The sequence below is a fragment of the Nocardia sp. NPDC058640 genome (assembly GCF_042716995.1).
Classification (GTDB): domain Bacteria; phylum Actinomycetota; class Actinomycetes; order Mycobacteriales; family Mycobacteriaceae; genus Nocardia.
Genome location: NZ_JBHXRG010000019.1, coordinates 77,073 through 89,777 on the forward strand (window position 1 = coordinate 77,073; position 12,705 = coordinate 89,777).

At 66.7% G+C, this 12,705-nt stretch carries 9 protein-coding genes; 8 read left to right on the plus strand and 1 reads right to left on the minus strand.

All coding sequences use genetic code 11. From position 1 onward, the window contains the following. The first annotated feature begins 6 nt into the window (after positions 1-6). From ACFWU5_RS20085 to ACFWU5_RS20120, 8 genes are all read left to right on the plus strand, one after another. Positions 7-3,696: a nitrate reductase subunit alpha gene (locus ACFWU5_RS20085; RefSeq protein WP_379268212.1), complete on the plus strand. Its 3,690-nt coding sequence runs from the start codon at positions 7-9 to the stop codon at positions 3,694-3,696. After that, positions 3,696-5,345, plus strand: a complete 1,650-nt coding sequence (gene narH, locus ACFWU5_RS20090; protein WP_379244999.1) for a nitrate reductase subunit beta — start codon at positions 3,696-3,698, stop codon at positions 5,343-5,345. The genes ACFWU5_RS20085 and narH overlap by 1 nt, the downstream gene beginning before the upstream one ends. Then, entirely contained in the window at positions 5,342-6,022 is a 681-nt protein-coding gene (gene narJ, locus ACFWU5_RS20095) for a nitrate reductase molybdenum cofactor assembly chaperone (protein WP_379268213.1), read from the plus strand. The genes narH and narJ overlap by 4 nt, the downstream gene beginning before the upstream one ends. Then, positions 6,019-6,741, plus strand: a complete 723-nt coding sequence (gene narI / locus ACFWU5_RS20100; protein ID WP_379268214.1) for a respiratory nitrate reductase subunit gamma — start codon at positions 6,019-6,021, stop codon at positions 6,739-6,741. The genes narJ and narI overlap by 4 nt, the downstream gene beginning before the upstream one ends. 131 nt (positions 6,742-6,872) lie before the next feature. Continuing rightward, positions 6,873-8,390: a glycerol kinase GlpK gene (gene glpK, locus ACFWU5_RS20105; protein ID WP_379268215.1), complete on the plus strand. Its 1,518-nt coding sequence runs from the start codon at positions 6,873-6,875 to the stop codon at positions 8,388-8,390. A 44-nt stretch (positions 8,391-8,434) separates the two neighbouring features. Next, positions 8,435-10,147 (plus strand): glycerol-3-phosphate dehydrogenase/oxidase, encoded by a 1,713-nt coding sequence (locus ACFWU5_RS20110; RefSeq protein WP_379268216.1) that lies wholly within the window; start codon positions 8,435-8,437, stop codon positions 10,145-10,147. Next, on the plus strand, positions 10,144-10,950 hold the full coding sequence (locus ACFWU5_RS20115; RefSeq protein WP_379268217.1) for an MIP/aquaporin family protein: 807 nt from the start codon (positions 10,144-10,146) through the stop codon (positions 10,948-10,950). Before ACFWU5_RS20110 ends, ACFWU5_RS20115 begins: the two co-directional genes overlap by 4 nt. A 29-nt stretch (positions 10,951-10,979) precedes the next feature. Next, a complete protein-coding gene (locus ACFWU5_RS20120; RefSeq protein ID WP_379244987.1) occupies positions 10,980-12,167 on the plus strand; it encodes a nitrate/nitrite transporter in 1,188 nt (395 codons plus the stop codon). On the opposite strand, the gene ACFWU5_RS20125 is transcribed toward ACFWU5_RS20120, so the two are convergent. Next, a complete protein-coding gene (locus tag ACFWU5_RS20125) occupies positions 12,157-12,651 on the minus strand; it encodes an SRPBCC family protein (RefSeq protein ID WP_379268218.1) in 495 nt (164 codons plus the stop codon). The two genes, ACFWU5_RS20120 and ACFWU5_RS20125, sit on opposite strands and share 11 nt — an antisense overlap. Positions 12,652-12,705 lie beyond the last annotated feature (54 nt).

Below are 12,705 nucleotides of genomic sequence, written 5' to 3' on the forward strand. Positions count from 1 at the left end.
GAAGCTGTGGCACCCCAAGCTCGAATCGGCGGTCCCGTCGAAGATCTGCTCGTTCGCAGTGGCCGGTTCTTCACCCCCGGCGTGGAATCGGCCGACTTGCGCACCGTCACCCGCAAGGGCGGGCGCGAAGGCGACATCTTCTATCGCAACCGGTGGAGCCATGACAAGGTGGTGCGCTCGACCCACGGCGTGAACTGCACCGGCTCGTGCTCGTGGAAGGTCTACGTCAAAGACGACATCATCACCTGGGAAGCGCAGGACGTCGACTACCCGTCGGCGGGCCCCGACCGACCCGGTTACGAGCCGCGTGGTTGTCCGCGCGGCGCCGCGTTCTCCTGGTACACCTACTCCCCCACTCGCGTCCGCTATCCGTACGCGCGCGGCCTGCTGGTCGAGATGTATCGCGAAGCCAAGAAGCGGCTGGGCGATCCTGTGCTGGCCTGGGCCGACATCCAGGCCGACGACGATCGTCGGCGCACGTACCAAAAGGCCAGGGGCATGGGCGGTTTGGTGCGTGTGACCTGGGACGAAGCGGTCGAGATGATCGCCGCGGCGCACGTGCACACGATCAAGGAGTACGGTCCCGACCGAGTCGCGGGCTTCTCCCCGATCCCGGCCATGTCGATGGTGTCGTTCGCCGCCGGTTCGCGCTTCATCGAGCTCATCGGTGGCGTGATGACCTCGTTCTACGACTGGTACGCCGACCTGCCGGTGGCCTCACCGCAGGTGTTCGGCGACCAGACCGACGTGCCCGAATCGGGCGACTGGTGGGATGCGTCATACCTGCTCATGTGGGGTTCGAACGTGCCGGTGACCCGCACCCCGGATGCGCACTGGATGGCCGAGGTGCGCTACCGGGGCACCAAGGTCGTCACGATCAGCCCCGACTACGCCGACAACACCAAGTTCGCCGACGAGTGGATGCCGTGCGCGGCGGGCACCGACGGCGCGATGGCCATGGCGATGGGGCACGTCATCCTCACCGAGTATTTCGTGCGCAAGCGCGAACCGTTCTTCGTCGACTACGTCCAGAAGTTCACCGACCTGCCGTTCCTGGTGAGCCTGGAACAGCGCGACGGCCGGCTGGTGCCAGGCAAGAACCTGACCGCCTCGGACCTGGGCAGCACCGACGAGAACGCGGCGTTCAAACCGATCTTCATCGACGGCGTCACCAGTCGCCCCGTCATCCCGCACGGCTCGCTGGGCTTCCGCTTCGGCCCCGACGGGGCAGGCAAGTGGAACCTGGAGCTGGGCGATCTGCAGCCGGTGCTCAGCGTCGCCGATGTGCGCGGCGCGCAACTGAAGGCCGCGACCGTCACCCTGCCCCGCTTCGACACGCTCGACGGCCACGGCGAGACCATCGAGCGCGGCGTGCCGGTGCTGATCCTGGACGGCCGCCCGGTGTGCACGGTCTTCGATCTGATGCTGGCCCAGTACGGCGTGGGCCGCGAGCAGCTGCCCGGTGCGTGGCCCGCCGATTACACCGACGCCGACAGTCTCTACACCCCCGCCTGGCAGGAACAGATCACCGGCGTGTCCGCCGAGCAGGTCATCCGGATCGCCCGCCAATTCGCCGACAACGCCGTGGATTCCGGTGGCCGGTCCATGATCATCATGGGTGCCGGCATCTGCCAGTGGTTCCACGGCGACGCCACCTATCGCGCGATCCTGGCGATGCTGCTGCTCACCGGTTCGATGGGCCGCAACGGCGGCGGCTGGGCCCATTACGTCGGCCAGGAGAAGTGCCGACCGGTGACCGGGTGGGCGACTGTGGCGATGGGCACCGACTGGTCGCGCCCGCCGCGCCTGATGGCGGGCACCTCCTACTGGTACGCGCACACCGACCAGTGGCGTTATGACGGCTACCGCGCCGACGTGCTCGCCTCCCCTACCGGCCGCGGCCTGTTCCGCGACAAGCACACGATGGACATCATGAGCGCGGGCGTGGCGATGGGCTGGACGCCGTTCTACCCCCAGTTCGACCGCTCCTCGCTGACGCTGGCCGACGAGGCGAAGGCGGCAGGTGAGGATCCCGCCACCTACACCGCCAACCAATTACACAGCGGCGCACTGAAATTCGCGGTCCAGGATCCCGACAACCCGAAGAACTGGCCCCGCGTGCTCAGCGTGTGGCGGTCCAATCTGCTGGGCTCCTCCTCCAAGGGCAACGAGTACTTCCTGAAGCACCTGCTGGGCACCGCCTCGAACGTGCGCAACACCATCGCCGCGCCCGCGGATCGCCCCGTCGACGTGGTGTCCCCTGACGAAGTCCCCGAGGGCAAACTCGATCTGCTGATGTCGATCGACTTCCGCATGACCTCGACCACCCTGTTCTCCGACATCGTGCTGCCCGCGGCGACCTGGTACGAGAAGGCCGACCTGTCCAGCACCGACATGCACCCCTTCATGAACGCCTTCACCCCCGCCATCGACCCGCCGTGGGAAACCAGGTCCGACTTCGACGCGTTCGGCGCGATCGCCCGCGCGTTCTCGTCGATGGCGGCCAAGCATCTCGGCACCAGAACCGACGTGGTCCTCGGCACCCTGCAGCACGACACCCCGGGCGCGATGGCCTATCCCCATGGCACGCAATCGAATTGGCAGGACACCGGCGAGGTGCCCGTGCCAGGGAAGACGATGGGCCCCATCGCGGTGGTCGAACGCGACTTCGCCGCGGTGGCCGACAAATGGACCGCGCTGGGACCACTGGTGGAGAAGCTGGGCCTGACCACCAAGGGCATCACCACCTTCCCCGATCAGGAAGTCCCCGAACTCGCCCGCCTGCACGGGGTCATGAATGCCGGTGTGGCAGTGGGACGTCCGGCGATGGACACCGCGGAGAAGGCCGCCGAGACCATCCTCATGCTCTCGGGAACGTCCAACGGCCGGTTGTCGGTGGAAGGTTTCAAGGAGCTCGACCGGCGAACCGGCTGCAACATGGTCGTGCTGGCCGAGGGCAGCGAGGAACGTCGAATCACCTTCGCCGAGACCCAATCTCGCCCGGTGCCCGTGATCACCAGCCCGGAATGGTCGGGCAGCGAAACCGGCGGCCGCCGCTATGCCCCGTTCACCCAGAACATCGAATTCGGCAAACCGTTCCACACGCTCACCGGCCGGATGCATTTCTACGTCGACCACGACTGGATCGAGGAACTCGGCGAGGCCCTGCCGATCTATCGGCCGCCCCTTGATATGGGAAAGCTGTTCGGCGAACCGGCAATTGGTGAACGCAACGGCGTCGGCCTGACCCTGCGCTATCTGACTCCGCATTCGAAATGGTCGATCCATTCCGAATATCAGGACAACCTGCTGATGCTGTCGCTGTCGCGCGGCGGTCCGACGATGTGGATGAGTCCTGGCGACGCGGACAAGATCGGCGTCAGCGACAACGACTGGGTCGAGGCGCTGAACCGCAACGGCGTGTACGTGTGCCGCGCGGTGGTCTCCCAGCGCATGCCCGAAGGCGTGGTCTACGTCTACCACGCACAGGAACGCACCATCGATGTCCCGCTGTCGGATACCACCGGAACCCGCGGCGGCATTCACAATTCGATCACGCAGCTGCTGATCAAACCCACGCACCTGGCGGGCGGTTACGCCCAGACCTCGTTCGCGTTCAACTATCTCGGCCCCACCGGAAATCAACGCGACGAGGTAACCGTGGTCCGTCGCCGCAGCCAGGAGGTGACGTACTGATGAAGGTCATGGCGCAATTGGCGATGGTGATGAACCTGGACAAATGCATCGGCTGCCACACCTGTTCGGTGACCTGCAAGCAGGCGTGGACCAACCGGTCCGGTACCGAATACGTGTGGTTCAACAATGTGGAAACCCGGCCGGGACAGGGTTATCCGCGGCAGTACGAGGATCAGGAGAAATGGCGCGGCGGCTGGACCTTGAAGAAGGGTCGGTTGCGGCTGCTGGGCGGTGATCGTTTCGCCAAGCTCGCCAATATCTTCGCCAATCCGAAGATGCCGTCGATGGACGACTACTACGAGCCGTGGACCTACGACTACGAGAATCTGATCAATGCCCCGCTGAGCGACCAGATCCCGGTCGCCGCGCCGCGCAGCCTGCTCACCGGCGAGCGGATGAAGATCAACTGGTCGGCCAACTGGGACGACGACCTGGCCGGTTCGCCGGAGATCCTGCCCGGAGATCCGGTGCTGGCGAAGGTGAGCGAGAAGGTCAAGACCGACCTCGAGTCCACGTTCATGTTCTATCTTCCGCGCATCTGCGAACACTGCCTGAACCCGGCATGTGTCGCGTCGTGCCCGTCGGGAGCGATCTACAAGCGCACCGAGGACGGCATCGTGCTGGTGGATCAGGACAAGTGCCGTGGCTGGCGGATGTGTATTTCCGGCTGCCCGTACAAGAAGGTGTATTTCAACCACAAAACCGGCAAGGCCGAGAAATGTACGTTCTGCTATCCGCGCGTGGAGGTCGGGTTGCCGACGGTGTGCGCGGAAACCTGTGTGGGCCGGTTGCGCTATATCGGGCTGGTGTTCTACGACGTGGACCGAGTGCTCGATGCCGCGGCCGTGCCCGACGAGCACGACCTGTACGAGGCGCAAATGGACGTGATGCTGGACCCCAACGACCCGGAAGTGGTTGCGGGAGCGAAGGCTTCGGGCATTCCCGATAGCTGGATCGAGGCGGCCCAACGGTCACCGATCCACGCCCTGATCAAGGATTTCCGGGTAGCACTGCCGCTACATCCGGAATACCGAACCCTGCCGATGGTCTGGTATATCCCGCCGCTGTCGCCGGTGGTCGACGCGGTCAGCCGCGACGGTCACGACGGTGAGGACATCGGCAACCTGTTCGGCGCGCTGGATTCGCTGCGAATTCCGTTGGAGTACTTGGCCGGATTGTTCACCGCCGGCGATATCGAACCGGTGGCCCTGGTGTTGCGCAAGCTGGCCGCGATGCGTTCCTACATGCGCGATATCAATCTCGGCCGTGAACCGCAGGCCCATATTCCCGAAGCCGTCGGCATGACCGAAGAACAGATGTACCGCATGTACCGACTGCTGGCACTGGCGAAAATCGAAGACCGGTATGTGATTCCGTCGGCCTATGCCGATCAGGGCCATCAGCTCGAGGAATCGATGACCGACTGCGCCCTGGATTTCGACGGCGGCCCCGGCATGTACGAACAGGCGTCGGGACCGTTCGGCGAAACCAGCGGCAAACCGGTGCCGGTCGCGGTGGAGACCTTCCAGGCGCTCAAACAACGCCAGACCAGCGAATCCGTGGACAGCAGCAATTCCTCCCGGGTCAACCTGCTCAACTGGGACGGCAAGGGCGCACCCGACGGAATGTTCCCCGGCGGCGGCAAATGATGCGCACACGCACGGCCCGCCGGTCCGCCGAACATCGCCTGACCTGGCAGGCGGCATCGCTGCTGCTGGCGTACCCGGACGCCGAACAGCGCGCGCGCCTGGACCTGGTCACGCAACTGACCGCGCACCTGCCCGCCGAACAGTCGCGCCCCCTGCTCGACACCGCCGAAGCCCTGCGCGCCCTGACGGAAACCGCTGCGGCACAACAGTATGTCGATACCTTCGACCTGCGCAGACGGGCGACACTGCTGTTGACCTACTGGACCGACGGCGACACCCGCAACCGCGGCATGGCCATGCTCACCTTCACCCAGGCCTACCGGGCGGCGGGCGTCGCACCGCCGTCGAGCGAGGTCCCCGATCACCTGCCCGTAGTCCTCGAATTCGCGGCCACCGTCGACCCCATCGCCGGTGCAGCCCTGCTGTCGGCCAACCGCCGCGCAATCCATGCGATCGGCATGGCCCTGCAAGACGAAAACTCGCTCTACGCACCGACAGTGGCCGCAGTCACCGCCACTTTGCCACCGGCGAACGACGCCGATCTGGGCTGGGCGCGCAGGCTCGTCGACACCGGCCCCGCCGCCGAATCGGTCGGCCTGGCCCCCTTCACCCTGACCGTGCCCCCACGTCGCACCGGCACCGACCGGGAACCCGCTGTAGCGAAAGGACTCCGGTGACGACCTTCTGGAACATCGTCCCGTACGTGAGCCTGGCGATCCTGATCGTGGGCACCTGGTGGCGTTACCGCTACGACAAGTTCGGCTGGACCACCCGCTCCTCGCAGCTGTACGAATCCAAGCTGCTGCGCATCGGCAGCCCGCTGTTCCACTACGGGATGATGGTGGTGATCGTGGGCCACATCATCGGCCTGGTCATCCCCGAATCGTGGACCGACGCCATCGGGATGAGCCAGCACGTCTATCACATCCAGGCCATCGCGCTGGGCAGCATCGCCGGGGTCTCCACCCTGGCCGGCCTCGCGCTGCTGATCTACCGGCGGCGCCGCCACGGACCGGTGTTCACCGCGACCACCCTCAACGACAAGATCATGTACCTGGTCCTGTTCTCGGCGCTGGTGACGGGCCTTGCCACCACGCTGATCGGTTCCGGCGCGGTCGGCCCCGAGCACAATTACCGCGAAACCGTGTCGCCGTGGTTCCGCTCGATCTGGATCCTGCAACCGCGCGGCGACCTCATGGCCGAAGCGCCGACGTCGTTCCACATCCACGTACTGATCGCGCTGACGCTGTTCGCGATCTGGCCGTTCACTCGCCTCGTGCACGCGTTCAGCGCCCCGATCAGCTATTTCTACCGGCCCTACATCGTCTACCGGTCCCGCTCGAGCGCCAAGCAGGACGAGCTGATGGGGTCGCGCCCGGAGCGTCGGGGCTGGTGAGGATGGCCACAATTCGACATTGTCGAACGGGGTAGCTGCTGCGGGACGTCTCGAGTTCCTAGCGTCGAATGTGTAACCCGGTGATTGCCGGGCGGCGGGCCCAACGACGAGCCCGTCGGAAAGGACCGCACATGACGCAGCAGTACGTGGGTGCCATCGATCAGGGCACGACCAGCACCCGATTCCTGGTGTTCGACCACGACGGCGCGATCGTCGCCCGTCATCAGCTCGAACACGACCAGATCTTGCCCGCACCCGGCTGGGTGGAGCACAACCCGGACGAGATCTGGGAGCGCACCCGCACCGTCATCAAGAGCGCGTTGGCCGGTGCCGGACTCACCCATCGCGACCTCGCCGCGATCGGCGTCACCAACCAGCGCGAGACCACCGTGGTCTGGAACCGGCATACCGGGCGCTGCTACGGCAACGCGATCGTGTGGCAGGACACCCGCACCGACAAGATCATCGCCGACCTGCACCGCACCGGCCACGCCGACTTCGTGCACAAGCTCACCGGTCTGCCGCCCGCGACCTACTTCTCCGGCGGCAAACTGCGCTGGATTCTCGACAACGTCGAGGGCGTGCGCGCCGACGCCGAGCGTGGTGACGCCCTGTTCGGCACCATCGATTCCTGGCTGATCTGGAACCTCACCGGCGGCGTCAACGGCGGCCTGCATCTCACCGATCCGACCAACGCCTCGCGCACCATGTTGATGAACCTGGAGACGCTGACCTGGGACGACGACCTGCTCGCCCTGTTCGACGTGCCCCGCGCGATGCTGCCGGTGATCGCCCCGTCGTCGAATCCGACCACCTTCGGGTTCACCAATCCCGACGGCCCGTTCAAGGGCGAGGTCCCGATCATGGGTGTGCTGGGCGACCAGCAGTCCGCCACCGTCGGGCAGGTGTGTTTCCGCGCGGGCGAGGCGAAGAACACGTACGGCACCGGCAATTTCCTGGTGCTCAACACCGGCACCGAGATCGTGCACTCCACGCACGGGCTGCTGACGACCGTCGCCTACCAGTTCGACCGACAGAAGCCGGTCTACGCGTTGGAGGGGTCGATCGCGGTCACCGGTTCGGCGGTGCAGTGGTTGCGCGATCAGCTGGGCATCATCGGCGGCACCGCCTATGTCGAGGACTTGGCGTCGAAGGTGCCCGATAACGGCGGCGTGTACTTCGTGCCCGCGTTCTCCGGACTGTTCGCCCCGTACTGGCGACCCGACGCGCGTGGCGCGATCGTCGGCCTGTCCCGCTTCAGCAACAACGCCCACTTGGCCAGGGCCACGTTGGAATCCATCGCCTATCAGACCCGCGATGTGGTCGAGGCGATGCAGCGCGACTCCGGCGTGGAGCTGGCGACCTTGCGGGTCGACGGCGGCGTCACCGCCAACGAGTTGGCGATGCAGATCCAGGCCGATTTCCTCGGCGTGCCGGTGTCGTGCCCCGCGGTCGCGGAGACCACGGCCCTTGGTGCCGCCTACGCCGCGGGCCTGGCGGTCGGTTTCTGGTCCGACGTCGACGAACTGGTCGCCAACTGGCATGAAGGCAGGCGCTGGGAGCCGACCTGGACCGCGCAACAGCGAGCCACCGGCTACACCCGCTGGAAAAACGCGGTCGGCCGCACCCTCGACTGGGTCGACGTATAACGCGCCCCACCACCACTTTTCACACTTTTCCCAAGGAGCACCCGATGACCAGCCATGCCCGCACCACCCGCCTGAGCCCCGCCTACCGCGCCGCCGCGATCGCCACCCTCGACGACACCGAGGTCGACGTCCTCGTGATCGGCGGCGGTGTCACCGGCGCCGGTGCCGCCCTCGACGCCGCCTCGCGTGGCCTGTCCGTAACCCTGGTCGAGGCAAGGGATTTCGCCGCAGGCACCTCGAGCCGTTCGTCGAAACTCATCCACGGCGGCCTGCGCTACCTGGAGCAGATGGACTTCGCACTGGTGCGTGAAGCTCTGAAAGAGCGTGGGCTGCTGCTGAATTCGCTCGCCCCGCACCTGGTCAAGCCCGTGTCGTTCCTGTTCCCGCTGCAGCATCGCGTGTGGGAGCGCGCCTACATCGGCGCGGGCATCGCCCTCTACGACACCCTCGGCGGCGCCCGCTCGGTGCCCATGCACAAGCACCTCAGCCGCACCAAGGCACTGGAATTGGCGCCCGCGCTCACCGAGGACGCGATGACCGGCGCGATCCGCTACTACGACGCCCAGGTCGACGACGCCCGCCACACCATGATGCTGGCCCGCACCGCCGCCGACGCAGGCGCCACCGTGCTCACCCGCACCACGGTCGTCGGCCTGCTGCGCGAGGGCGAACGCGTCACCGGCGCGATGGTCGAAGACTCCGAAACCGGGCGCCTGCACCAGATCAAGGCCAAGACCGTGATCAGCGCGACCGGCGTGTGGACCGACGACATGATCGAGATGACCGGCGTCGAATTCCCCTTCCACGTACAGATGTCGAAGGGCGTGCACATCATGGTGCCGCGCGACCGGCTGAACATGGACACCGGCCTGATCATGCGGACCGAGAAGTCGGTGCTGTTCGTGATCCCGTGGGCGCAGCACTGGATCATCGGCACCACCGACACCGAATGGTCCCTCGACAAGAACCACCCCACCGCCAGCGCCGCCGACGTGCAGTACATCCTCGATCACGTCAATTCGCTGCTGCGCGAGCCTCTTACGCGCGCTGACATCGTCGGCACCTACGCCGGGCTGCGTCCGCTGATGACCGGTGCGACCAAGGAGACCGCGAAGCTCTCGCGTGAACACGCCGTCGCCGAACCCGCGCCGGGCCTGTTCGTGATCGCCGGCGGCAAGTACACCACCTACCGGGTGATGGCGAAGGACGTGGTCGACGCCGCCGCGCAACGCCTGAATCGCGCGGTCGCCCCGTCGGCGACCGAGTTCATGCCGATTCTCGGCGCGCAGGGCTACTTCGAACTGCGGGCGACCCTGCTGGCCGATCCCGAAGACCTTGTCGCACAGACCGGTTTGTCGGCCGAGGTCATCGAGCACCTGCTCGGTCGATACGGATCACTGGTCACCGAACTGTTCGACCTCATCGCCGCGAACCCGAGCCTGGCCCGCCCGATCGACGGCGCACCGAATTACCTTGCCGCCGAGGTCGTATACGCGGCCACCAGCGAAGGCGTGCTGCACCTGGACGACCTGCTCACCCGCCGCACCCGCATCTCGATCGAAGTCCCCGACCGCGGCCTGGCCGCCGCCCAGGACATCGGCCGCCTGGTCGCGGGCCCGCTGGGCTGGGACACCGATCGCGTCGACACCGAGGTCAACGCCTACTTCGACCGCGTGCACGCGGAGTTGGCGGCCAACCAGGCCACCACCGATGTCTCCGCCAACGCGGCCCGCCTGGTCACCGCGCGCTGGCTATGAACCTCGGCCAGATTTTCGTCAGCGAAGCGCTGGGCACCGGCATCCTGCTGCTGCTCGGTGCCGGGGTGGTGGCCAATGTGTCCCTGCGGAAATCCAAAGGGATCGGCGGCGGCTGGCTGCTGATCAGTGTCGGCTGGGGCATCGGCGTGTTCGCCGGGGTCTACGCCGCCTACAAGACCGGCGGCCACCTCAACCCCGCGGTCACCATCGGCATGATCACCAGCGGCGCAACCGAATTCGCGCCGGGCATCCCGGTCAACGTCGCCGACACCGCGGCGTATCTCACCGGGCAGTTCACCGGCGCGTTCCTCGGTGCGTGCGCCGCGTTCGCGGTCTATAAACAGCATTTCGACGCCGAACCCGACGAGGCCACCAAGCTGGCCGTGTTCGCGACCGGCCCCGCGATCCGGTCGCACCGCTGGAACTTCGTGACCGAGGCGATCGCGACGTTCGCGCTGGTCCTGGTGATCCTGTCGCTGGGTCACACACCCAGCGGTCTCGGCCCGCTCGCCGCGGCGCTGCTGGTTGTCGGGATCGGCGCGTCGCTGGGTGGGCCGACCGGATACGCGATCAACCCCGCCCGCGACCTGGCTCCCCGCCTGGCCTACGCCCTGCTGCCCACCAGTCGGGTGTCGCCGCGCGCCCTGGTCACCGTCGGTTCGCCGGTTTCGATCCCCGACCGTTTCCGAGCCCCGGTAACGGCCACCAACAAGGACCCCGACTGGGGTTACGCCTGGGTCCCCGTCTGCGGGCCACTGCTCGGCGGCGCCGTCGCGGGCCTGCTCACCTACTTCCTCACGTAAACCTGCCTCGCAGAAAGGACCGAGCTCAAGTGAAGTCACGCAATCTTGCCCTGGCGACCCTCGTTTTCGGCATCACCTTCTGGGCCTGGAATCTCATCGGCCCACTCTCGACCTCGTACACGAAACTGCTCTCGCTGTCGGCGGGCCAGCAGTCCATGCTCGTGGCCACCCCCGTGTTGGTCGGTTCGCTGGGCCGCATCCCGGTCGGGGTCCTGGCCGACCGCTACGGCGGGCGACGCATGTTCACGATCCTGTGCTTCGTCAGCATCATCCCGGTGCTGATGGTCGGATGGTCCAATTCCTATGGGGCCCTGATCTTCTGGGGATTCTTCCTCGGCATCGCGGGCACCACCTTCGCCGTCGGCGTCCCGTTCGTGAACAACTGGTACGAGCCCAGCCGTCGCGGTTTCGCCACCGGCATCTTCGGTGCGGGCATGGGCGGCACGGCCCTGTCGGCCCTGCTCACCCCGCGACTGGTCGAGTGGTTCGGCCGCGGCACCACCCATGTGCTGATCGCGATCGCGCTGGCAGCGGCCGGTGTGGCGATGTACCTGTTCAGCAAGGACGCACCCAACTGGACTCCGGCCACCACTCCCGCCCTTCCCCGCATCGGCGCCGCGCTGAAGATGAAGGCCACCTGGCAGGGCGCGTTCCTGTACGCCGTCGCCTTCGGCGGTTTCGTCGCGTTCTCCACCTACCTGCCGACCGTGCTGCACAACGTCTACGAATTCGCCCAGTCCGACGCGGGCCTGCGCACCGCCGGCTTCGCCCTGGCCGGTGTCGCCGCCCGCCCACTGGGCGGCATCCTGTCGGACAAGATCGGCCCGATCATGGTGTTGGCCATCGCCTTCGCGGGCACGGCGACCATGGCGGTCGTCCTCTCGTTCGGCCCGCCCCTGGAACTAGCGGCCGGCGCCAGCCTGGTCCTGACCGCCCTGTTCCTCGGCCTCGGTACCGGCGGCGTGTTCGCCCTGCTGGCGAAGATGGTCGACCCGAGCAAGGTCGGCACGGTCACCGGCCTGGTCGGCGCCGCAGGCGGCCTCGGCGGCTACTTCCCGCCGCTGGTCATGGGCCTGACCTACAGCCACTGGCACGACTACACCCTCGGTTACCTACTGCTGGCCGCCACCGCGTCGGCCGCCCTGGTCTACACGCTGACCTTGCGCGGAAAGTCCAAGCAGCACACCAAGTCCGAGCAGCTGCTGGCTACTCGGTAGTGCACTGCGCGCCAACCCAGGCAAGGTTGGCGCGCATGCTGTCGGCCCACTCGACCAGGCGGCGGGCCACGATGCGGCCCTCCAGTTCCGGCTTCGCCGCGATCGCCAACGACAACCCCGACGGACCGGGGCCCAGCTTGGCCCACTGCCGCACCAGCGTCCCCTCCCGTGCCGGATCGACCTCGAAACCCCAGGTGGCGCTGACCCCGTCGGGCCCGAAAACGTTCCACACCCAGCGGCGGCCCGGTTCCATCTCCACGATCTCGCATTCGGTTTCCCAGGTGCCCAGCGCAGGGTGGCTGTTGCGCCCGCGGAATCGCGCGCCGACTTCGACCCGGTCGATCGGGCCGATCCACTCGACCTCGGCCAGCTCGCCGGCACAGCGGACCGGCAGTTCGATATCGGTGACCAAGGCCCAGACGGTGGCCGGATCGCCGGGGACTCGCTCGGTCACTTCGATCGTCGGGCAGTCGCGGTAGCGCACAGCGAACCTTCCTCTACTCTGGTGCCAGTGAAGTTATGTTGTAGAGCATAATTC

Excerpts from the sequence above, each read along its gene's own strand:
- narH (WP_379244999.1), top strand. The coding sequence starts at position 3,696 with ATGAAGGTCATGGCGCAATTGGCGATGGTGATGAACCTGGACAAATGC.
- narJ (WP_379268213.1), top strand. The coding sequence starts at position 5,342 with ATGATGCGCACACGCACGGCCCGCCGGTCCGCCGAACATCGCCTGACC.
- glpK (WP_379268215.1), top strand. The coding sequence starts at position 6,873 with ATGACGCAGCAGTACGTGGGTGCCATCGATCAGGGCACGACCAGCACC.
- ACFWU5_RS20110 (WP_379268216.1), top strand. The coding sequence starts at position 8,435 with ATGACCAGCCATGCCCGCACCACCCGCCTGAGCCCCGCCTACCGCGCC.
- ACFWU5_RS20115 (WP_379268217.1), top strand. The coding sequence starts at position 10,144 with ATGAACCTCGGCCAGATTTTCGTCAGCGAAGCGCTGGGCACCGGCATC.